Raw genomic sequence first — 21,177 nt, 5'->3', positions numbered from 1 at the left:
TATAATATTAAATACTAATAGTAATAGTAATGCTGTGGATTATGTTAAAAACTCTATAACTTACTACTATAATTTAAGATACATACCTCATAACTTATTAATAAAAATTATACTTATCCGATAAATATATATATAAAATATTTTTATTAATAATTATCCACACTTATAAACAATTTATTAACAGGTAATAAAATCTTTAATTTTATCTATTATCTCTCTAAAGTTATTACTACTCTTTATCTTCTCTTTTATTTTAGTGCATGCATGCATTACAGTAGTGTGGTCTTTTCCACCAAATGATGCCCCAATTTCTGGGAGAGATAAATCTGTCAACTCCCTTGATATATACATGGCAATCTGTCTTGGTAGAACAATATTTCTGCTTCGTCTATTAGAAGTAAGATCAGAAAGCCTTATTTTAAAATACTCTACTATTTTTTGTTTAATAAAATCAATATTCATCTGCCTGTTTTCATTATGATGAATTATATCTTTTAAAGCAGCCTTAGCAAGGTTAATATCAATTTTTTCTCCGGTTAGAGAGGCAAATGCAATAAGTCTAACTAGCGCACCTTCTAATTCTCTTATATTTGCTTTTATATTATCAGCAATAAAGTATGCAACATCATTAGGCATGGATAGTCTCTCATGTTCAGCTTTTTTTTGCAATATAGCTATACGAGTCTCAAGGTCGGGAGGTTGAATATCTGTAATCAATCCCCACTCAAATCTTGAGATAAGGCGATTTTCCAGCTCCGGAATATTTTTAGGTGATTTATCACTTGATATAACTATCTGTTTATGAGCATCATGAAGATCGTTAAAAGTGTGGAAAAACTCCTCCTGCGTACTTTCCTTACCAGCTATGAAATGAATATCGTCTATTAAAAGGACATCAGCTTTTCTATATTGCTTTCTAAATTGATTCGTCTTTCCATTTCTAATAGCGTCTATAAATTGATTTGTAAACTTTTCACTGGATATATACACAATCTTCTTCTTTATATTTTTACTCATAACAAAGTCGCCAATTGCCTGCATCAAATGCGTCTTTCCCAATCCAACGTCTCCATAGATAAATAGAGGATTGTAAGTTTTTGCTGGAGATTGTGCTACAGCAAGGGATGCAGCATGTGCAAAACGATTACTGGAACCAACTACAAAGCTATCAAAGGTGTATCTAGGATTGAGTATACTGTCCATACCGGAAGCGTGTAACCTGTCCTCAGAGATAATTCTCTTAATGCTATGAGTTCGTTTCTGTTTTGGAGTATATTTAACCTCAGGAGTAGTAAACTTAATAGAAGCAGATTCACCAGTAACGCTTGTAATAGATTCTATGAGTAAATCCATATATTTTTCCCTTAACCAGCTTTCAATAAAATCACTAGGGACCTCCAGAATAAGTTCGTTTTTAGCAAAGGATACGGGCTTTATGGTTTTTACCCATATTTCAAAACTTTGCCCTGTGGATTTTTCTTGAATATACTTAACCATTTCGTGCCAAAGAAGTTCTGGATTCATGTCCATGTTTAATCCCCTATTAACTACAAGTTATCCACAAATATATAAATAGCGAAACTTTTACCACCGCAGGCCACTAGATAATATAAAAACTTAAAAACCTTATCAGTAAACATAATTTAGATTAAATAACTTAACTTATTGAATAGTAAGAGGTTAGCAAAACCTAAAAGCAAAACAAGAGTTTGGTTAGCGTCAACATGTGTGCTTTTCATATAGAAAGGATGTCTAACCGTGCGAGAGAAGTTATCCATAAGTTATCCACAATATAAATTTAACAGGGTAAAAAGGACTAATGAAGTCTATCAAAAAGATATTTTTCGGGCAAGTGTTTTCTCTTCCTTTTGTGTTCTTTGATAGATTTTTATGGTATATTTATATACATGATTAATCCGTTTAAGATAATTTACAAGGATAAAACCAGTAAAGCAAGGATTGGGAAACTTATTACCTCTCATGGCGAGATTAATACTCCTGTCTTTATGCCTGTAGGTACGCAGGCAACAGTAAAGACCTTATCTCCTGAGGAGCTTATTGATATTGGCACAGAGGTAGTTCTTTGTAATGCCTATCATTTGGCTCTGAGACCTGGTGTAGAAATCATAAAAGAAGCTGGAGGCCTGCATAAATTTATGCATTGGGATAGACCCATACTAACTGATAGCGGAGGATACCAGATCTTTAGTCTTGCAGATCTAAGGAAAATCACTGATGAAGGAGCCAGGTTTCAATCACATATAGATGGCAAGGAGATTTTTCTAACGCCTGAAGAGGCTATCAGGATTCAGAATGATCTTGGCGCAGATATAATAATGACCCTGGATGAGTGCATCCAGTATCCATGCGAGTATGATTATGCGGAAATTGCTATGCAAAGAACATGTAAGTGGGTAAAAAGATGTAAAAAGGCTCATGCTGATGAGAGACAGCTTTTATTTCCTGTGATTCAAGGAGGAATGTATAACGATCTGAGAGAAAGATGCGCAAACGAGTTAGTTGGAGAAAACTTCTCGGGTTATGCTGTTGGTGGATTGAGTGTAGGAGAAGACAGGCCGTTAATGTATGAAATTGCCCAACATACACTTTGTTTTATTCCTGAACACAAGGTTCGTTATTTAATGGGGGTAGGAGATCCCCGGGATCTATTAGAATGCATAGGCATGGGCATTGATATGTTTGATTGTGTGATGCCTACACGTAACGGGAGAAATGGCACAGTGTTCACAAGAGTGGGAAAACTGGTTGTGAGAAATGCGAAACATGCAAGAAGCTACGGACCTATAGATGCTGAATGTGGTTGCTATACATGCAGGAATTACTCCAGGGCGTATATTCGGCACTTGTTTAACACAAGAGAAATTCTAGGGCTTAGATTAACCTCAATTCATAACCTGTATTTTCTAATGGAACTTATCAGAGATGCCAGAAAGGCTATATCTAAAAACGAGTTTTTGGATTTTAAAAAAGCATTTTTGAAGCAGTATGCAGGAAAATTAGTTCTTTAATTTTGTTCCTAAATGTGATATTTATTTAATCCTTAATACTTATAACTTAATCCTAAAAATAAGAGGAGGCTAAAATGCTAGGTGTACTTTATGCAATGGGAAGTGCTGGGGGAGCGTCACAGCAGGGACAGGGTAATCCGTTCGGTTTTTTAATTATGATGGCACTGATATTTGGGATATTCTATTTTTTAACAATCAGACCTCAGCAGAAGAAGCAGAAGGAGCGCCAGGAAATGATTTCCAAGGTAGAAAAAGGGGATAAGGTAATTACCAGCGGCGGCATTTATGGCATGGTTGTAGGGACAAAAGAAAAAACGCTGGTTATAAAGGTTGCAGATAATGTAAAGGTGGAGTTTGCCAGAAGCGCAGTAAGCCGCGTAGAAAAGAAAGCCGAGCAAGCATAATGAAATCACTTAGGTGGCGGATAGCATTAGTTGTAGCAGTTGTTATTGCAGGCATAGTGTGTAATCTGCCATCAACAGGGATTTATGGATACTTTCTTCCTGTGTGGCTGCAGGGCGTGCTCCCTGAAGAGGGAATAAAGACAGGCATAGACAAGAATGGATGTGGCTATTTTTCTCTGGAGCTTGATTTTGCAAATCTTCCCAAGAATGTAGAACCGATCACAGCCTTTGGCAGGGCTTCAAACATAGTAAAAACCCGCCTAGAAAAACAGGAAATACATAAATTATCTACACAGATCGACGAGAAAGAGAATGTCATTACATTCACACTACCAACGGTTAAAGAAGAATCTGCAGTTAATGATATCTTAAAACGCATAAGGCTCTATGGCAATATCCCTATATTCTTAAAGCAATTTTTGCCTCAAAAGCTTATTAATCTTGGCTTAGACCTTCAAGGAGGAAGCCATCTTGTGCTTGCTGTTGATACTGAAGGAATGTCCAGAAAGGAAGCAAAAGATGTCCAAGAAAGAGCGCTTGTAGTTATACGCAACCGTATAGATGAATTTGGGGTCGCAGAACCTATTGTAATACCAGTTAAGGGGAGAAACAGAATAATTATAGAATTACCTGGCATTAGAGAGCCCGAGAGAATAAAAGAGATTATAAGGCGCCAGGCTGTGCTTGAATTTAAACTCGTTTGTGAGGACAAGGATAAGATTAAACAGGCTTTAGCGGGAAAGGTTCCAGATGGATATGATTTGTCTTATCTTGCAAGAACAAAAGATGACGGCACAATCTATAAAGAGCCATATCTCCTGGAAGCAAAATCTGCTCTATCAAGCAAGAAAGGAGAGCTTTTAACAAATGCCTATGTGACATATGGTCAGATGAATCAATCTATTGTAGCAATTAAGTTTAACAGGAAAGGTTCGAAAGCCTTTGCAAGACTTACCGGCTCACATATTGGAGAAAGACTTGCTACATTGCTTGATGGTAAGTTGAAGTTAGTTGCAACAATACAGGATAGAATCATTGGAGAAGGGCGGATTACAGGCGTATCTGCTCAGGAAGCGCCTGATCTTGCAAATGTTCTAAAGTCTGGTGCACTGCCTGCGCAAGTTGAAATTCTTGAAGAAAGAACAGTGGGCCCTTCTTTGGGAGCGGATTCTATAAGGAAAGGCATAAGGGCAGGTATTCTGGGGCTGATAGTTGTATTCTGTTTCGTAATGATTTATTACATGTTCCTTGGCTTAATTGCAGGAGTTGCTCTGTGTCTTAATCTAGTTATAATAATGGCAGCGCTGGCATCTTTTAGCGCCACACTCACCCTGCCGGGCATTGCAGCCATCATACTGACAATTGGTATGGCAGTAGATGCAAATGTGCTTATTTTCGAGAGAATAAGGGAAGAGCTTTCAAGCGGCAAAACCATTCGCGCATCTATTGGGAGCGGGTATCAAAAAGCATTTAGGACTATTGTAGATGCGAATGTGACAACACTCATAGCGGCAGTCGTGCTTTATCAGTTTGGAACAGGACCCATAAGAGGCTTTGCTGTGACACTAACACTGGGTATTCTTGCAAGCATGTTTACTGCGATTGTTGTAACCAGAGTTATTCTTGATTTGTTTTGCAGGAGAAGAAGTTTTGTTAGTATAAAGATGTTGCAGCTTTTTCATAAGCCTAACCTGGATTTTGTTAATAAGCGTTTTATAGCTCTTGGTCTTTCACTAATATTAATTTTGGTTGGAATGACAGGCTTTTTTATTAAAGGAGAAGAGAATTTTGGCATAGATTTTACGGGGGGGAAACTTATACAGCTCAGATTTATTCCAAGTGTGTCGATAGGAGCAATAAGAAGGGTTTTAAAAAATGTAGGCCTTGGGAAAAGCGTGATACAGCAATTTGGGAGCGAAAATGATCTTATTATCAAGATGCCTCTGGAAGTAAAGGACAATATTACTAATTTACTAAGGAACTCTTTTAAGGATATAGATATAACAGAGGAACGAACAGAAATGGTCGGTGCTCAGGTTGGCAGAGACTTGAGAAACCAGGCAGTGTTGGCAATTATATTTGCTATGATAGGTATTTTGGCATATGTTACCTGGAGGTTTGAACTTAGATTCGCAATCGGGGCAATACTGGCGCTTGCGCATGATGTGCTTATTACAATGGGCGCATTCGCTATTATGGGAAAAGAGATAACCTTGCCTATAGTCGCGGCTCTACTAACAATTGTGGGATATTCTCTCAATGATACAATAGTTGTATTTGACAGGATAAGAGACAATGTGCGTTTTATGAAAAAGAGCAATGAAAAAGAGATTATCAACGCTAGTATAAATCAGACATTATCCAGAACAGTGCTGACTTCTGTTACCACTCTTTTCGTAGTGGTGTCTTTATTCTATCTGGGCGGAGAGGTTATTCACGATTTTGCTTTTGCCCTGATAGTTGGGGTAATTGTGGGCACATATTCCTCTATTTACATAGCAAGCCCAACTCTCCTAATGTGGCAAAAATTCAAATCAAAGAGCTGATTCGTTTAAGCCTGCACTCCTCGCAAGAACACTTTTAGTAGGTGAACTAGTTAAAAAATTAGTTGATATTATAATTTTACATGGTATTATAAGTTAGAATAAGTTAATATAAGTAATTATCTAATCCAAGGATAGGGAAAATAACATTGAGAAATAATACAATAATGACTACGAGGGAATTGGCAGATTATATAAAGTTAAATGAAAAAACCATTTTAAAAATGGCGCAAACAGGAAAACTTCCCGGAATAAAAATTGCTAATCAATGGCGTTTTTATTTGTCTGCAGTCGATACACATTTACAGAAAAGCACAATAAAATCTTCCAGTGACAATTTAAATATCCTTATTAAAACTATAGAAGAAGATATTATTCCATTATCTAGATTGATGAAGATTTCTTCTATAAATTTAGACTTAAAATCCAGAAAGAGGGATGATGTTCTCTATGAGTTAGCGCAGATTGCGAATAAGACTGGTTTAACTCTCTACACTAAAGAACTGTTTCATCAATTAAGAGAAAGAGAGAATATGCTAAGCACTGCGGTAGGAGATGGTATTGCTATCCCGCATCCACGCAACCCTACAGCCAACTTATTTAAAAAACCAAATATAATAATGGCACGTTCAAAAAAAGGCGCGGATTTTTTTGCTCCCGATAATAAAAAAGTACATTTATTTTTTATGCCATGTGCCACCAACACAATTACACATTTGAGACTCTTAAGAAAAATTTCTAAATTATCTCATACTACAAATGTTGTTCAAAAATTTATGCGGGCAGGTGACGAAAGTGAAGTAATAAAAATATTGTTGGAGTTCGAAAAAATAAATATATGTCCAACAGAAGGAACTTGAAAACTAAAATATATTAAATGAGGAGAGGTTAGGATGAGAATTGGAGATTACCTTAGAGATGACAGGATGATTTTTGATCTGAAGGCGCGTAACAAAAAAGAAACAATCAAAAAAATATCTGCACCTTTAAAAAAGGCGAAGGAAATGATTGACTTTGATGTCTTTCTTAAAGATATCTTTGCACGGGAAGAACTAAAGACAACTGGAATTGGTAAAGGGGTGGCTATCCCTCATGCTAGAACTGATGCCGTCAAGGATTTTGTAATAGTTTTTGCAAGATTGCCTGAGGGAGTGGAATTCAACTCTTTAGACGGCAAACCGGTCAAACTTATCTTTTTGATTGGCACGCCAAAAAAGAAAAATTTAGACAGGCATTTAAAAATATTGGCCCGTTTGACCAAGCTCTCACAGGAAAAATCTTTTAGGGATTCGCTTCTTAACGCGTCCAGTTCAAAAGAGGTTATAGAGAAATTTAGAAAGGTTGAGTTCTAGGTAAATTATGGAAAAAAAGAAGATCTTAAACATGAAAATATCGGACTATGTCTCAGAAAAAATGATTTGTCTGGATTTGAAAAATACCACAAAGGAAAGTGCAATAAAAGAGCTGGCTGAATTATTAAAAGACGCTGAAGAAGTCGCAGCTTTTGATATGTTCTTAGAGGATGTTTTTGCCCGAGAGAAATTGTGTCCTACTGCAATAGGAAATGAGATAGCTATCCCGCATGCCAGAACAGATGCTGTAAATAATATTATTATTGCGTTTGGAAGATCTATCAATGGAGTTAATTTTAACGCGCCGGATAACAAACCTGCAAAACTGATTTTTTTAATGGGAACTCCAAAGAAGGATATCAACAAATACTTGCAGGTTTTAGCGCATCTGATAAGATTACTAAAAAAAGAAGCTTTCCGACAACGGCTTTTATACGCGGAGAATAAGACTGAGATATTGAATGCTATAAGAGAAATTGAGGACTAGTTTAGTATGCAATTGATTTATAAGAACTAGTTTTGTAAACTACAACGAAAAATCGGGAACAAAAGAGTATGCCGACATATGAATATGAATGCAAGGATTGTGGACACAGTTTTGAGCTATTTCAGTCAATGACAGAAAAACGTATGGAAAAATGTCCACAATGTGGAGGAATCCTCAGAAGATTGATAGGAAAAGGCACGGGCATAATCTTCAAGGGCTCTGGTTTTTATGCGACTGACTACAGAAGCAGTGATTATAATAAAAAAGCAAAGGAAGAAACAGGTAAAGCAGAGAAAAAAGAGGATAAAAAATCCACCCCTGAATCCAAATCCAAAAAGAAGAAAGATGAAGGGAAAAATTAAGTTAGTTTTATTCTGCCTGTTTTTTTTGTCTTGTGCGGGTTTTTCAGAAGAATTTAAGAGAGAGAATAAGGTTGCTGGGTTTCATTACAATATCAACTACCATCTCTCGTTCTGTAAGCTGATAAAAATCGCAGAAGCTGAGATCTTGATAGAAAAGGGGATATACAGAGAAGTTCCTTCTTTTCGCATTGTCTTTCAGATAGATTCCTTGGATGAAAAAAATCCAATTATAAAGAAGTTCTATATGATGCATAATAGAATGGAATCGTTTATTAGAAAGACAGATTTCAGTTCTCTAAGGCTGTTGAAAACAATTAATCAGAGGATTAGAGGATTTGGGGGCATTAGAGAGAAAAATTACTATGAAGTAGTAGATTTCCCTTTAAGCCAAACAGACCCTATAATCATATTTATCTACGATTATAAACTTGGCAAAAGAGAAAAATTAGATTTGCAGGTGCCTGGCTTAGAACCTGTCTCGGATATATTGGGTATTCTGGCAAAAGGTTATTTTGTCAAAGAACATGAAGCAGATAGCATAAAGTTGTATGCAAAACATGAAATCAGAGCAGTTAAACTATTGCTTGATAAAGAGAAAATAGATAGTAAATTACTCGGCAGAGTTGATACAATAAGAGTCAGTTGCAGTGCAAAGTTTCCCACTATGGGTGGCAAAGAGGGTAACTTTATAATCTGGTTTTTAGAGGGGGACAGGCAAATACCTGTCCAATTACAGCTTGAGCTGCCAATTGGATCGGCAAAGATTACTTTGAGTAGATTTGAGGATTTTGATGATAATAAAGAACATTAGAAATTTTTGTATTATTGCTCATATAGACCACGGAAAGTCTACATTAGCAGACAGAATTCTTCAATATACAAACACAATAGATGATAGATTGTTTCGGGAACAGGTTCTGGACGATATGGATCTGGAAAGGGAACGCGGCATAACAATAAAAGCCAGAGCAGTAAGAATAAATTATGAACATAAGGACAACAAGTCTTATATATTAAATCTTATAGATACTCCGGGTCATGTGGATTTTAGCTACGAAGTATCAAGAAGCATGAAAGCCTGTGAGGGAGCAATTCTCCTGGTAGACGCCGCGCAGGGTATTCAAGCGCAGACAATGGCAAATCTTTATCTGGCATTGGATGCAGGTTTAACAGTAATTCCTGTAATAAATAAAATAGACCAGAAGAATGCAGACATAGAAGGTGTAAAGACACAGCTTAATAATATCGGGCTGGATAATAAAGATATCATATTAGCAAGCGCAAAAGAAGGGATTGGTACAGAGGAGATTTTGTCAGCAATAATAGATAGAATCCCATATCCGAAGGGGCAGGCAGACGCTCCTCTTCAATGCTTAATTTTCGATTCAAATTTTGATACGTACAGAGGGGTGATTACATACGTCCGCGTTGTTAATGGGGAAGTTTATGCTTCAATGAAAATCAAAATGATGGGGACAAATAGAGTATATGAGGTTGATGAGATAGGTGTATTTAAGCCGGATATGATTCGCGCAGACAAGCTTTCTGCAGGCGAAGTAGGGTATGTAATGGCTAATATGAAAAACATATCTGATGCAACAATAGGAGATACGATCACAGGCGAGGCTTATCCTGCTAAATCTACTCTGCCCGGATACAAAAAAGCAAAGCCATTTGTATTCTGCGGTCTTTACCCGGTAAATTCTGCAGATGTTGATGCTTTGAGAGATGCGCTTGGGAAATTATCACTTAATGATGCGTCTTTTAGTTACCAGCCTGAGAGCCTGCCTTCTTTAGGATATGGATTCAGGTGCGGATTTTTGGGATTGCTGCATATGGATATTGTTCAGGAAAGACTTGAAAGGGAATACAATCTCAACCTCATCATCACCATACCGAATGTCAGGTATCAGATAAAGAAGACTAACGGGCAAATTGTTGAGATGCATAACCCATCCGAGCTTCCTGATCCGGCGCGCATAGAAACTATAGAAGAACCGTATGTAAAGGCAATGCTTATTGTGCCAAAAGAATACGTCGGAGGCGTTATGGAGCTTTGCCAGAATAAAAGAAGCATATATAAGAGCATTGATTATATAAATAAAAAAGCAGCAATGCTGGTTTATGAGATGCCTCTTATGGAAATGATAACAGATTTTTACGATCGGCTAAAATCTATAACCAAGGGATATGGTTCAATGGATTATGAATATATTGGTTATAGAGAGGCGGATATAGTCAAGCTTGACATATTGATAAACGGAGAAGCGGTAGCTGCAATGTCTTCTATGGTGCATAGAGATAAGGCTTATTATAGAGGGAGGGAGCTAACAGGCAGGTTGAAACAGACAATACCAAAGCAGCTTATAAGCATTGCTATCCAGGCGGCAATAGGAAGTAAAGTTATTGCAAGAGAAACTATTTCCGCTTTGAGAAAGGATGTTATTGCAAAACTATATGGTGGAGATGTTACAAGGAAAAATAAACTTTTAGAGAAGCAGAAGAAAGGCAAGAAGAGAATGAAACAGATAGGAAGCGTTTCTATCCCGCAAGAGGCATTTGTGGCTATGACCAGGGTTTAGGAATTTTAAATTATGGATTTTAACATAGGAGTATTTATGAACATATTGATCAAAAGAGTGCCGATGCATATCTTTTATCTTGCTATAGGATTGATTATAGCAAGTGCTGTATTAAGGTACTTTATTAAAAGAGACAAAGTATCTTCTAAACGTAGAAAGGTGCTCAAATTTATTTTTGAATATGCGGATTCTGCAAGATCTGCATCTATTCTTGCATTAATGATTGTTACGTTTATTGTGCAGACTTTTAGAATACCAACAGGATCAATGATTCCTACCCTGAATATAGGGAATCATCTTATGGTAAACAAGTTTATATACTATTTCAAAAAACCCAGAAGAGGGGATATTATTGTATTTGTGTATCCTGTTAATCCCAAAAAGGATTTCATAAAAAGATTGGTAGGTCTTCCAGGGGAAACAATACAGATAAAAGACGGGGGTGTTTTTATAAATGGAGAGGAACTGAAAGCTCCCCAAACAATAGCAGAACGGTATTATTACAATGAGGGGATGTATGGAGAAGGACTGATCAAGATACCTGATAACGCATATTTTGTTATGGGAGACAATACAAGAAACAGCAAAGATTCGCGTTTCTGGGGATTTGTTCCCAAAAAGAATCTATTAGGTAAAGCGTTCTTTGTATACTGGCCATTAACAAGAATGCGTATAACAAGGTAACTTGTAATATAATAGAGCATTAGGTAGAATGTGAACAAATTTAGGAGGTTACAAAGTGGAAATATTAGGTATAAGTTTTGAATTTTACTTTATTGTTGTAACAAGCATAATAATTATTCTACTCCTTTTTTTAATTGTAAGCTTGGAAATTAGAATGAATACAATTATGAAAGAACTCAAAAAAATGTCGCAAAATGCCACTGAATTTGTAAAATTTGGGCTTACTCATTTTTCCAAGAGAGATAGGAAATGAAATGCGCATATGTGTAATAGGAACGGGTTATGTGGGGCTTGTAACAGGTGTATGCCTGGCAGATATCGGCAATAATGTAATCTGCGTGGATATTGATAAGGAGAAAATAGAAAAATTAAAGAGGGGCATTATCCCTATATATGAGCCTGGATTGGAGGGCATGCTTAAGCGAAATCTGAGGGAAAAGAGGGTTTCCTTTGCTACGGAGATTTCTGAAGGTGTAGGAAATTCTGAGATAATCTTTATTGCAGTCGGAACACCTTCAAAAAAGAATGGAGAGGCGGATCTATGCTATGTTGAATCTGTGGCTCGCAGTGTGGCAAAGGCAATGGATGGGTATAGAGTAATTGTTGAAAAAAGCACAGTGCCTGTACATACTGGAGAATGGGTTAGACGAACAGTGAAGTTAAATAATATACATGGTGTTGATTTTGATGTTGTTTCTAATCCGGAATTTTTAAGAGAAGGTTCTGCAATATCAGATTTTATGCATCCTGACAGGATTGTAATTGGGGTTGAGAGCGAAAAAGCAAGGAAAATAATGGCAAAATTATATCAGCCGCTTAATGCGCCAATAGTTGTTACGGACATAAAAAGCGCAGAGATTATTAAACACGCATCGAATTCATATCTTGCGCTCAAGATTTCTTATATTAATTCAGTTGCTAATATATGCGAGCGAGTAGGAGCGGATGTGGAAAAGGTTGCAGAGGGTATGGGGCTTGATAAAAGGATAGGGAAGAGTTTCTTACGCGCCGGCATAGGATATGGAGGATCCTGTTTTCCAAAGGATGTTTCTGCATTCATCAAGATAGCTGAAGAGGCAGGATATGACTTTGAAATGCTCAAGTCTGTTGAAAGTGTTAACAGAATGCAAAGAGAAGATTTGGTTAGAAAAATAAAGCAGGAAATGTGGGTTATGAATAACAAAACCATAGGGATATTGGGTCTTTCTTTTAAGCCAAACACTGACGACATGAGAGAAGCGCCCTCAATATACATTATAAACAAACTCCAGCAAGACGGCGCGAAGATTAAAGCGTACGATCCTGCGGCTGGACCTAGGGCAAAGGAGATCCTAAAAAACGTACAATATTGCAAAGACCCTTATTGTGTGGCAAAAGGCAGCGACGCGCTTGTTATTATTACAGACTGGCCTGAGTTTAGTAAGTTGAATCTAGGGAAGATAAAAACCTTACTTAATCAGCCTGTAGTTATTGATGGCCGTAATATATATGACCCGGAGAAAATGAAAAAGCTTGGTTTTGTTTATAAGAGCATTGGAAGGTGAACAAACAATGTCAAACTCGTTAATTCACAAAATAAAGAATAAAAAAGCCCAAATTGCAGTAATTGGTTTAGGATATGTAGGGCTTCCTTTGTGTATGGAATTTGCAAAAAAGGGGTTCTGCGTAACAGGCATAGATGTTGATAAAAAGAGAGTGGAGAGTGTTAATGAAGGAGTTTCGTATATTGGAGATGTGAAATCTTCAGACATTAAATCATGTGTGAGGGATAAATCTTTTCAGGCAACTACGGATTACAGAGTTCTTGGCAAGCAGGACGCTATTATAATGTGTGTTCCGACACCATTGAGAAAAACAAAGGAACCAGATATTTCCTATATAATTGACGCATCTAAAAAGATAGCAAAATATCTTAAAGAAGAACAGCTGGTTGTGTTGGAAAGCACCACGTATCCGGGGACAACAGATGAAGTTATACAGCCGATACTGGAGAAAAGCGGATTAAAGGCAGGAGAAGACTTTTATCTTGCGTTTTCGCCGGAAAGAGTAGATCCCGGAAACAAAAGATACAATACTGCCAATATCCCAAAGGTAATAGGCGGGATTAATGACATATCTACCCGAACCGCAAAAGCCTTATACAGCCAGATTAATGGACATGTTATTGCAGTCTCTTCTTCGCGTGTGGCGGAAATGGTAAAACTCTTGGAGAACACGTTCCGCAGTGTAAATATAGCACTTGTGAATGAACTGGCAATAATGTGTGGTTATCTGGATATAGATGTGTGGGAGGTTATAGGAGCTGCTGCAACGAAACCATTTGGATTTATGCCATTCTATCCAGGGCCCGGCATAGGCGGACATTGTATACCTCTTGATCCATTCTATCTTACATGGAAATCCAGGCTTCATGGGTATGAGGCAAAATTTATAGAGCTTGCCGGCGAAATTAATAGGACAATGCCTGCATATGTAATCGGAAAGATAAGAGACATCTTGAATAATCATAAAAAAAGCATTAACGGTTCGACTGTATTTATACTTGGTGTTGCTTATAAAAAGGATGTGGGGGACTGGAGAGAATCACCAGCAATAGAAATCATAAGCATGCTATTAAAAAAGGGTGCACATGTATGGTTTAACGATCCGTATGTTTCAGAAATAAATGCAGGTGGTACATTAATGCGCTCAAAGAAGCTCAGCAAATCATTGCTGGAAAAATCCAATTGCACAGTTATTATTACAAATCATAGTATTTATGATTATAAATTTATTGTTGAAAATTCGTCTGCTGTGTTAGATACAAGAAATGCAACAGGTAGCTTAAAGGGGTCTTTTGAGAATGTATTTAAACTGTAAAAATTAGAATGAGTATATATCTGGTAACAGGTGGTGCAGGCTTTATAGGTTCTCATATTGTAGAGTCGCTTGTAAGTCATGGCAAAAAAGTTAGGGTAATAGACAACCTTTCTACCGGGAATATTGATAATCTTGCGTACCTAATAAATGATATAGAATTTATAGAAAGCGACATAAGAGATATAAATCTTTTAGACAAAGCTATGAAGGGTGTTGATTTTTGCTTTCATGAAGCGGCCTTGCCTTCTGTAGCAAGGTCTGTTAATGACCCAATAACAGTAAATCAAGTCAACACAGATGGCACATTAAACCTGCTTTTTGCTGCAAAGAATAACAAGATAAAAAGATTTATCTATGCCAGTTCTTCTTCTGCATATGGTGACTCCCCCTCCTTACCTAAAAAAGAAGACATGAAATCTAACCCACTATCCCCTTATGCTGTAAGCAAATTAACCGGCGAATACTACTGCCGTGTTTTTTATTCTGTTTATGGTCTTAACACAGTATGTTTGAGATATTTTAATGTTTTTGGCCCCAGACAGGATCCAAACAGCCAATATGCCGCCGTTATTCCTAAGTTTATAACTTGTTTTTTGAAGAATACTGCTCCTCAAATCTATGGTAATGGAGAACAGTCCAGAGATTTCACGTACATAGACAATGTTGTTTCTGCAAATATGCTGGCTGCTGAAGCAAAAAACGCATCTGGTCAGGTGTTGAATATTGCCTGCGGCAGACAAACATCTCTTAATGATTTAGTTAAGCTGCTTAAAAATCTACTTTCAAGTGAAGTAAAACCTGATTATCTTGAGCCAAGGCAAGGGGACATAAAGCATTCTTTGGCAGATATATCAAAAGCCATGGATATGCTGGGGTATAGCCCAAAAACTAGTTTTGAACAGGGCATAAAAAAGACCATAGCGTGGCATAAAGACAATAAGTTATGAAAACAGTCCTAATTACAGGTGGTGCAGGCTTTATAGGATCTCATCTTTGCGACTTTTTGTTAGGCAAAGACTATCGTGTAATCTGTATGGATAACCTAATAACTGGAAGCGAAGATAACATTGCTCATATACTGCAGAATAAGAATTTTACATTTATAAGACACGATGTTACTAATTATATTAATATTAAAGGCAGACTTGATTATATTCTGCATTTTGCTTCCCCAGCAAGTCCAATTGACTATCTTGAGCTGCCTATTCAAACCTTAAAAGTAGGTTCTCTGGGAACGCATAAGGCGCTTGGTCTTGCTAAAGAGAAAAAAGCTGTGTTTTTACTTGCTTCCACGTCTGAAGTCTATGGAGATCCTCTGGTTAATCCACAACCAGAAACTTATTGGGGGAATGTAAACCCTATTGGGCCTCGCGGGGTTTATGATGAGGCAAAGAGATTTGCAGAGTCCATGACTATGGCTTATCAGCGCTTTCATAAGATTCGAACGAGAATTGTAAGAATTTTTAATACGTATGGACCTCGGATGCGAATAAATGATGGGAGAGCAGTCCCGGCATTTATAAACCAGGCTTTGAAGAATAAGGCACTTACGGTTTTTGGAAAGGGGACTCAAACACGCAGTTTTTGTTATATCTCTGATCTCGTGGAAGGAATATATAGATTGCTCCTTTCAGATGTGAGCACTCCTGTAAACATAGGAAATCCGGCTGAAATGACGATTTTAGATTTTGCAAAACAAATAATTCAAATCACAGGAAGTAAAAGCAAGATTATCTTTAAACCTCTGCCTGTTGATGATCCAAAAGTGCGCAGGCCTGACATTTCCAAGGCAAAAAGAGAGCTTAATTGGGAGTCTGTTGTTGACATTCAACAAGGGCTTAGTAACACAATTCGATATTTCAGGACCAAGGTTTAAATTCTTATGAAGGATTTAAAAGGAAAAATCTCTGTTATTATGCCAGCATATAATGAAGAAAAGCATATTCTTCATAATATAGAGGAGACTATTAGGGTCTTTGATCAATTCACTTGCAATTATGAAATCATAGTGGTTGATGATGGGAGTTTGGATAATACTTATAAAGAGGCTTTAAAAGCCCAAAATGGGCATGCAAATGTTATTGTGAAAAGAAACATAATAAACAGAGGTAAGGGCCGTGCAATAAAACGTGGCTTTAGATTTGCGCAGGGAGATTACATTGTATTTCTAGATGCGGATCTTGATCTGCATCCCGGGCAGATAAAGGGGCTTTTTGATATTATGAAAAGAGAGGGCTCAGATATTGTAATAGGTTCAAAAAGGCATTCAGCATCTGTTCTTAATTATCCCAAAAGAAGGAAAATAATAAGTTATGCTTATAATTTGCTTGTCAGGGTACTGTTTGCCTCTCAGATTAGGGACACTCAGACGGGCTTGAAAGTGTTTAAGAGAAAAGTATTGGATTCCCTTTTTCATGTAATACTTGTTAAGCGGTTTGCCTTTGATGTAGAGCTTCTAATGGTTGCACATCATATTGGGTACAAGATATCAGATGCACCTATTGAGATTAACTTTGGCAGAGAGCAAAGAATAGGAAGGATAAGGATTATAGATATTCTAAATACATACTGGGACACATTAGCAGTATTTTATAGGATGTATCTAATGCGTTACTACATTAAAAGGCTCCCGGGAAAGTGCAAAATATGAAAAAAGCAATGCAGGTTGTAATTCTGTGCGGGGGTAAAGGCACAAGAATGGGGCATCATACAAGATTTCTTCCAAAGCCTTTAATAAAGATAGGGCAAAGGCCGATTCTATGGCATATAATGAAAATTTATTCTTTTTATGGATTTAATCGCTTTGTTTTATGCCTTGGGTATAAAAAACAGAAGATAGAGGAGTATTTTTCTCATACAAGAGGCTGGAATATTACATTTGTAGACACTGGGCTGAGCACTAATACGGGAGGAAGGATTAAGAGAATAGAGAAATATATTGAGGAGGATAATTTTCTTGCAACATATGGTGACGGTGTAGCAGATGTCAATATAAATAGACTAATTCAGTTCCATAATAAAAACAAAAAGATAGCAACTCTTACAGGAGTAAAACCACGTTCGCAGTTTGGTATTATGGATATAGGATCTGATAATACGGTTAAGGATTTCCATGAAAAACCTGTTCTTACTCACTGGGTAAATGGAGGTTTTTTTGTGTTTAACAGGCGTATATTTGAATATTTGGAAAAAGATGATATTCTCGAAAGAAAGCCTTTCTATCAATTATCCAAAGACAAAGAATTAGCTGCTTATAAGCATCATGGTTTTTGGGAGTGTATGGATACATATAAGGATAATCTTGAGCTTAACCAGGCATGGAAGTCCGCTTCTGCCCCCTGGGCTGTATGGAGCTAACTTCTCTCACAAGATCTGCAGGCAAGGTTGGACTCGCAACAATTATCAGCAGAGTTTTTGGCTATATTAGAGATATTTTATTAGCCTCGCTTTTTGGCACATCAATGTTTGCAGATGTCTTTTTTGTTGCTTTCAGAATTCCAAATACACTGAGACGTCTCCTTGGAGAAAATGCATTTAGTGCCTCGTTTATTCCTGTTATGGGAGATTATCTTAAGAAAAAAGGTGAAAAAGAAGCATGGAATATGGCTGTATCTGTAGGAATGATATTCTTGTGTATATTACTCTTTATTACCGCCATTGGCATTGTTTTTGCGCCTCTTATCATGAAGATAGCAGCTCATGGGTTCATTCAAACTCCAGGCAAAATAGAGCTTGCAACAAAGCTCCTGAGGATAATGTTCCCATATATCTTATTCATAGGCATAGCCATTCTCATGACAAGCATCCTGAATTCCTTTAGAATCTTTTTTATTCCCGCACTTGCTCCCAGTATCCTGAATATATGTATGATTACAGCTCTTATATTTTTCTGCCGCAGGATGAAGGAACCAGTAGTAGGCCTGGCAATTGCAGTCCTGATTGGAGGAATAGGGCAACTTGGGATTCAATTACCCAGCTTGATAAAGCGAGGCAGGGGATTTTTTAGAGAACTAAAACCCAGATTTAATCATCCAGCAGCCAAGACGATAGGAACGCTCCTGATTCCTGTCATATTGGGCTCAGGGGTGTATCATATAAACATTCTTGTTGATACATTTCTAGCCTCATTCTCTCATATAGTAGGCGAAGGAGCTGTATCTGCACTCTACTACGCTAACCGCTTGATACAATTTCCTCAGGCTGTATTTGCCATAGCCCTAGGCACTGTTATTTTACCTGCTATGGCTGGTTTTGCTTCGGAAAATAATATTGATAAACTAAAAGAAACCTTCACCTTTTCCATAAAAATGATTATTTCAATCACTATCCCCTTGAGCGTATTATTCATAGTCCTGAGATTTCAAATCATCCAGTTATTATTTGGATGGGGAAAATTTCAATTCTATTCTATAAAAGCAACAAGTTTTGGACTCTTATGCTATAGCTTTGGACTTGTTGCATATTCAGCTAATCAGATCATTACACGTGCATTCTATTCAGTTAAAGATACAAAAACTCCTCTAAAAATAGCATGCTTAAGCATGCTTATGAATGTTATACTTAATTTAGTGCTGATGTGGCCATTGAAGCTAGGAGGACTGGCTCTAGCAACTTCCATTTCTGCTACAGCCAATATGGTAATTCTCTTTATTCTATTTGATAAAAAAATAGCTAAAATAAATTGGCATGGTATAAGGGATACGTTGTCCCGTTTGTTACCCGGATCAGCAGTAATGGCAATAACCTGCTGGTTTACATTAAAATGGATAATAGGTATTGAAGGGAATCTACTTACAGTGCGTCTTATTCAGTTTTTTATCCCTGCTTTTGCTGGAACTATTAGTTTCCTTATCATATCCTATTTTTTAAAGCTCAAAGAATTAAGACATGTGTTTACGCTAATAGGAAAATTCAGACAAAGATAAGACTGGGCTCAGACTTGTGTGGTAATTTTATCTATTTCTTTATCATATGCATGCAAGAATTTTAATCCATATTCATAAGTATCTTTTGCTGAAGCAGGCCCTGACCATACGGCTTGAGCTACAATTTCTTCTGCGTAATCTTGCCCTGAAAACATAGGCTTGATTCTTATTGTTCCACCTTTTTCTATTCGAAATTTCCCTGCTATTTTTATGCCGCTTTTACTTATGTCCTTGCAATGTGCGTGAACACTCGTTTTGTTCTTGAGAGCCAGATTCAGGGGGAGGTGATAGGTGAGCTGTGTGCGGGGATGCTTTCTTCTTTCTCTTGATTTTATCATATCTGCTCCTTTCTGTTATTGACTTAATTTAAGTTTAGCAATTACGGCTAAACGCATTGCATTAGCTGTAATTTGCTGGATAAGTCCTTTGCATTGACCTATTTGTTCTTGTGTAGTTAGAGAGCTGTTAAACTCAGTTATTATTGCATCAATTCCATTTTTGTACACTTCTTCATATCCTTCATCCACCATTCCACATACTGCGATAACTGGTTTGCCATATTTTTTGGCCAGTTTTGCAACCCCTATGGGTGTTTTCCCAAATATAGTCTGTCCATCAATTTTGCCTTCACCAGTTATCACCAGATCAACTTCCTGGATGTAGTGCTCAATACCGCTTGCATTCATAACCAGTTCTATTCCGCTTTTTAGATGTGCGCCAAGGAAAGCAACCAGTCCGGCTCCTAATCCTCCAGCAGCTCCTGCCCCTGCTAGATTCTCCACTTCTACTCCAATATCTCTGCGAATTACGCTGGCAAAATGGGATAGAGCCTCGTCAAGCTTGGGTATTTGTGCCTTAGTCGCTCCCTTTTGTGACCCATATACATATGCTGCTCCATTTGAGCCGCAAAGCGGGTTACGAACATCGCATGCAACTTCGAAATCGCAGGCTTTAATGCGCTCATCCATAGAGCTAATGTCTATTTTAAATAAGTTTGATAAACTGCCTCCACCAAATCCTATTTCTCTGCCTCTCCTGTCAACTAGTTTTGCTCCCAATGCCTGTGCCATACCTGCCCCGCCATCAACAGTTGCGCTGCCCCCAATACCTATTATGAATCTCCTGCACCCTTTTTCCAGAGCGTATTTTATTAATTCACCGGTTCCGTATGTGGTGGTTTTAAGTGGATTTCTTTTTCCAGGGGGCACAAGTGGCAGTCCGGATGCTTCAGCCATTTCAATAACAGCAGTTTTATTATCTCCGAGAATTCCAAATTTGGCTTTGACCTTTTCTCCAAGAGGATTTGTTACGGTTTTGGTGATTAATTTGCCTTTTGTAGCTGCTATGAGACTCTCAACAGTCCCCTCTCCTCCGTCTGCCATTGGGATTTTTATGGTCTCTACTTTTGGACATACCTGTTTAATCCCGTTTTCAATAGCATTACACACCTCCAGAGCTGAAGCAGCCCCTTTAAAAGAATCAGAAGCTATGAGAATCTTGCCCATGTTATGACACTTTCATTTTCTCTTTATTATATACACACTACTAATAGCTGTGTGTGATCTAAGAACAATATAAATATCTCCGTTTTCTGCTTCAAAACACAGCTGATTAAAGCTTGGACTGGCAGCAACAAGCCTGCCATATTCAGATGGAATGATGTAGGATAATACAGTCTGCTTAAAAGGACGCTCCTTTTTTTTCATGGTTTGCGCAAGTATTGATCCGCTGATCAATACCAAAGACACGATTACACTTACACTGATAATAGCTAGTTTCTTCATAGCACCTCCTCCTTTTTTTGATATTTATAGTCTCCTGTAAAACTCACAACCTACTGGCACACAGAAAGTTGCGAACATTAATTTCTTGACTTTTCCCTCCAGTCTTGGCATAATGTAACTGCTTTCCAAATAACAAGTTACAACAAAAAGCGAAAGGAAAAGTCAT

At 37.4% G+C, this 21,177-nt stretch carries 22 protein-coding genes; 18 read left to right on the top strand and 4 right to left on the bottom strand.

The features are described from left to right. Window positions 1-177 precede the first annotated feature (177 nt). Entirely contained in the window at window positions 178-1,530 is a 1,353-nt protein-coding gene (gene dnaA / locus Q7J67_05145) for a chromosomal replication initiator protein DnaA (protein ID MDO9464666.1), read from the bottom strand. A 377-nt stretch (window positions 1,531-1,907) separates the two neighbouring features. On the opposite strand from dnaA, the gene tgt reads away from it, so the two are divergent. The 18 genes from tgt (at window position 1,908) to murJ (ending at window position 19,227) form a co-directional block, all read left to right on the top strand. Next, window positions 1,908-3,029 carry a tRNA guanosine(34) transglycosylase Tgt gene (tgt, locus tag Q7J67_05140; GenBank protein ID MDO9464665.1) on the top strand — a complete coding sequence of 374 codons (1,122 nt, stop codon included), beginning with the start codon at window positions 1,908-1,910 and terminating at the stop codon, window positions 3,027-3,029. 74 nt (window positions 3,030-3,103) lie between these two features. After that, complete coding sequence (gene yajC / locus Q7J67_05135) at window positions 3,104-3,433, top strand: preprotein translocase subunit YajC (protein MDO9464664.1); 330 nt, start codon at window positions 3,104-3,106, stop codon at window positions 3,431-3,433. Further along, window positions 3,433-5,979, top strand: coding sequence for a protein translocase subunit SecD (secD, locus tag Q7J67_05130; GenBank protein ID MDO9464663.1), 2,547 nt, complete (start codon window positions 3,433-3,435; stop codon window positions 5,977-5,979). Before yajC ends, secD begins: the two co-directional genes overlap by 1 nt. Before the next feature lie 164 nt (window positions 5,980-6,143). Beyond that, window positions 6,144-6,836 carry a PTS sugar transporter subunit IIA gene (locus tag Q7J67_05125; protein MDO9464662.1) on the top strand — a complete coding sequence of 231 codons (693 nt, stop codon included), beginning with the start codon at window positions 6,144-6,146 and terminating at the stop codon, window positions 6,834-6,836. A gap of 33 nt (window positions 6,837-6,869) precedes the next feature. Continuing rightward, complete coding sequence (locus Q7J67_05120) at window positions 6,870-7,328, top strand: PTS sugar transporter subunit IIA (protein ID MDO9464661.1); 459 nt, start codon at window positions 6,870-6,872, stop codon at window positions 7,326-7,328. Between the two features lie 7 nt (window positions 7,329-7,335). Continuing rightward, window positions 7,336-7,815, top strand: a complete 480-nt coding sequence (locus Q7J67_05115) for a PTS sugar transporter subunit IIA (protein ID MDO9464660.1) — start codon at window positions 7,336-7,338, stop codon at window positions 7,813-7,815. 68 nt (window positions 7,816-7,883) lie between these two features. Continuing rightward, window positions 7,884-8,177: a zinc ribbon domain-containing protein gene (locus tag Q7J67_05110; GenBank protein MDO9464659.1), complete on the top strand. Its 294-nt coding sequence runs from the start codon at window positions 7,884-7,886 to the stop codon at window positions 8,175-8,177. Beyond that, window positions 8,161-8,988 (top strand): DUF3108 domain-containing protein, encoded by an 828-nt coding sequence (locus Q7J67_05105; protein MDO9464658.1) that lies wholly within the window; start codon window positions 8,161-8,163, stop codon window positions 8,986-8,988. Before Q7J67_05110 ends, Q7J67_05105 begins: the two co-directional genes overlap by 17 nt. Continuing rightward, window positions 8,969-10,759, top strand: a complete 1,791-nt coding sequence (gene lepA, locus Q7J67_05100; protein ID MDO9464657.1) for a translation elongation factor 4 — start codon at window positions 8,969-8,971, stop codon at window positions 10,757-10,759. Before Q7J67_05105 ends, lepA begins: the two co-directional genes overlap by 20 nt. Window positions 10,760-10,795: 36 nt before the next feature. Continuing rightward, on the top strand, window positions 10,796-11,443 hold the full coding sequence (gene lepB, locus Q7J67_05095; protein MDO9464656.1) for a signal peptidase I: 648 nt from the start codon (window positions 10,796-10,798) through the stop codon (window positions 11,441-11,443). A 55-nt stretch (window positions 11,444-11,498) separates the two neighbouring features. Beyond that, complete coding sequence (locus tag Q7J67_05090; protein ID MDO9464655.1) at window positions 11,499-11,696, top strand: hypothetical protein; 198 nt, start codon at window positions 11,499-11,501, stop codon at window positions 11,694-11,696. A 1-nt stretch (window position 11,697) separates the two neighbouring features. Continuing rightward, the gene (locus tag Q7J67_05085; GenBank protein ID MDO9464654.1) at window positions 11,698-12,987 is read left to right on the top strand and encodes a UDP-glucose/GDP-mannose dehydrogenase family protein; all 1,290 of its coding nucleotides are present in this window, start codon (window positions 11,698-11,700) and stop codon (window positions 12,985-12,987) included. 7 nt (window positions 12,988-12,994) lie between these two features. Then, complete coding sequence (locus tag Q7J67_05080; protein MDO9464653.1) at window positions 12,995-14,302, top strand: nucleotide sugar dehydrogenase; 1,308 nt, start codon at window positions 12,995-12,997, stop codon at window positions 14,300-14,302. Window positions 14,303-14,310: 8 nt separating this feature from the next. Continuing rightward, entirely contained in the window at window positions 14,311-15,249 is a 939-nt protein-coding gene (locus Q7J67_05075) for an SDR family oxidoreductase (GenBank protein ID MDO9464652.1), read from the top strand. Beyond that, the gene (locus tag Q7J67_05070; GenBank protein ID MDO9464651.1) at window positions 15,246-16,178 is read left to right on the top strand and encodes an SDR family oxidoreductase; all 933 of its coding nucleotides are present in this window, start codon (window positions 15,246-15,248) and stop codon (window positions 16,176-16,178) included. Before Q7J67_05075 ends, Q7J67_05070 begins: the two co-directional genes overlap by 4 nt. Window positions 16,179-16,184: 6 nt before the next feature. Then, window positions 16,185-16,952, top strand: a complete 768-nt coding sequence (locus Q7J67_05065) for a glycosyltransferase (protein ID MDO9464650.1) — start codon at window positions 16,185-16,187, stop codon at window positions 16,950-16,952. An 8-nt stretch (window positions 16,953-16,960) separates the two neighbouring features. Then, window positions 16,961-17,659, top strand: coding sequence for a sugar phosphate nucleotidyltransferase (locus Q7J67_05060; protein MDO9464649.1), 699 nt, complete (start codon window positions 16,961-16,963; stop codon window positions 17,657-17,659). Then, on the top strand, window positions 17,650-19,227 hold the full coding sequence (gene murJ / locus Q7J67_05055) for a murein biosynthesis integral membrane protein MurJ (GenBank protein ID MDO9464648.1): 1,578 nt from the start codon (window positions 17,650-17,652) through the stop codon (window positions 19,225-19,227). Before Q7J67_05060 ends, murJ begins: the two co-directional genes overlap by 10 nt. Before the next feature lie 8 nt (window positions 19,228-19,235). On the opposite strand, the gene Q7J67_05050 is transcribed toward murJ, so the two are convergent. From Q7J67_05050 to Q7J67_05040, 3 genes are read right to left on the bottom strand one after another with little or no spacing between them, the layout of a single operon-like run. After that, window positions 19,236-19,565 carry a PilZ domain-containing protein gene (locus Q7J67_05050; protein ID MDO9464647.1) on the bottom strand — a complete coding sequence of 110 codons (330 nt, stop codon included), beginning with the start codon at window positions 19,563-19,565 and terminating at the stop codon, window positions 19,236-19,238. Between the two features lie 15 nt (window positions 19,566-19,580). Further along, complete coding sequence (locus tag Q7J67_05045) at window positions 19,581-20,732, bottom strand: glycerate kinase (GenBank protein MDO9464646.1); 1,152 nt, start codon at window positions 20,730-20,732, stop codon at window positions 19,581-19,583. 12 nt (window positions 20,733-20,744) lie between these two features. Continuing rightward, window positions 20,745-21,011, bottom strand: a complete 267-nt coding sequence (locus Q7J67_05040; GenBank protein MDO9464645.1) for a hypothetical protein — start codon at window positions 21,009-21,011, stop codon at window positions 20,745-20,747. Between the last annotated feature and the right edge of the window lie 166 nt (window positions 21,012-21,177).

Source organism: bacterium (assembly GCA_030652805.1).
GTDB lineage: Bacteria > JAHJDO01 > JAHJDO01 > JAHJDO01 > JAHJDO01 > JAHJDO01.
This window is presented reverse-complemented; position numbering and strand designations above follow the sequence as displayed.

Coding starts and splice junctions, on each gene's coding strand:
- Q7J67_05080 (MDO9464653.1), top strand. CDS start 12,995: ATGTCAAACTCGTTAATTCACAAAATAAAGAATAAAAAAGCCCAAATT.
- murJ (MDO9464648.1), top strand. CDS start 17,650: ATGGAGCTAACTTCTCTCACAAGATCTGCAGGCAAGGTTGGACTCGCA.
- Q7J67_05075 (MDO9464652.1), top strand. CDS start 14,311: ATGAGTATATATCTGGTAACAGGTGGTGCAGGCTTTATAGGTTCTCAT.
- Q7J67_05050 (MDO9464647.1), bottom strand. CDS start 19,565: ATGATAAAATCAAGAGAAAGAAGAAAGCATCCCCGCACACAGCTCACC.
- Q7J67_05115 (MDO9464660.1), top strand. CDS start 7,336: ATGGAAAAAAAGAAGATCTTAAACATGAAAATATCGGACTATGTCTCA.
- Q7J67_05125 (MDO9464662.1), top strand. CDS start 6,144: ATGACTACGAGGGAATTGGCAGATTATATAAAGTTAAATGAAAAAACC.
- Q7J67_05065 (MDO9464650.1), top strand. CDS start 16,185: ATGAAGGATTTAAAAGGAAAAATCTCTGTTATTATGCCAGCATATAAT.
- yajC (MDO9464664.1), top strand. CDS start 3,104: ATGCTAGGTGTACTTTATGCAATGGGAAGTGCTGGGGGAGCGTCACAG.
- secD (MDO9464663.1), top strand. CDS start 3,433: ATGAAATCACTTAGGTGGCGGATAGCATTAGTTGTAGCAGTTGTTATT.
- tgt (MDO9464665.1), top strand. CDS start 1,908: ATGATTAATCCGTTTAAGATAATTTACAAGGATAAAACCAGTAAAGCA.
- Q7J67_05060 (MDO9464649.1), top strand. CDS start 16,961: ATGCAGGTTGTAATTCTGTGCGGGGGTAAAGGCACAAGAATGGGGCAT.
- Q7J67_05085 (MDO9464654.1), top strand. CDS start 11,698: ATGCGCATATGTGTAATAGGAACGGGTTATGTGGGGCTTGTAACAGGT.
- Q7J67_05110 (MDO9464659.1), top strand. CDS start 7,884: ATGCCGACATATGAATATGAATGCAAGGATTGTGGACACAGTTTTGAG.
- dnaA (MDO9464666.1), bottom strand. CDS start 1,530: ATGGACATGAATCCAGAACTTCTTTGGCACGAAATGGTTAAGTATATT.
- lepB (MDO9464656.1), top strand. CDS start 10,796: ATGAACATATTGATCAAAAGAGTGCCGATGCATATCTTTTATCTTGCT.
- Q7J67_05105 (MDO9464658.1), top strand. CDS start 8,161: ATGAAGGGAAAAATTAAGTTAGTTTTATTCTGCCTGTTTTTTTTGTCT.
- Q7J67_05120 (MDO9464661.1), top strand. CDS start 6,870: ATGAGAATTGGAGATTACCTTAGAGATGACAGGATGATTTTTGATCTG.
- Q7J67_05040 (MDO9464645.1), bottom strand. CDS start 21,011: ATGAAGAAACTAGCTATTATCAGTGTAAGTGTAATCGTGTCTTTGGTA.
- Q7J67_05070 (MDO9464651.1), top strand. CDS start 15,246: ATGAAAACAGTCCTAATTACAGGTGGTGCAGGCTTTATAGGATCTCAT.
- Q7J67_05045 (MDO9464646.1), bottom strand. CDS start 20,732: ATGGGCAAGATTCTCATAGCTTCTGATTCTTTTAAAGGGGCTGCTTCA.
- lepA (MDO9464657.1), top strand. CDS start 8,969: ATGATAATAAAGAACATTAGAAATTTTTGTATTATTGCTCATATAGAC.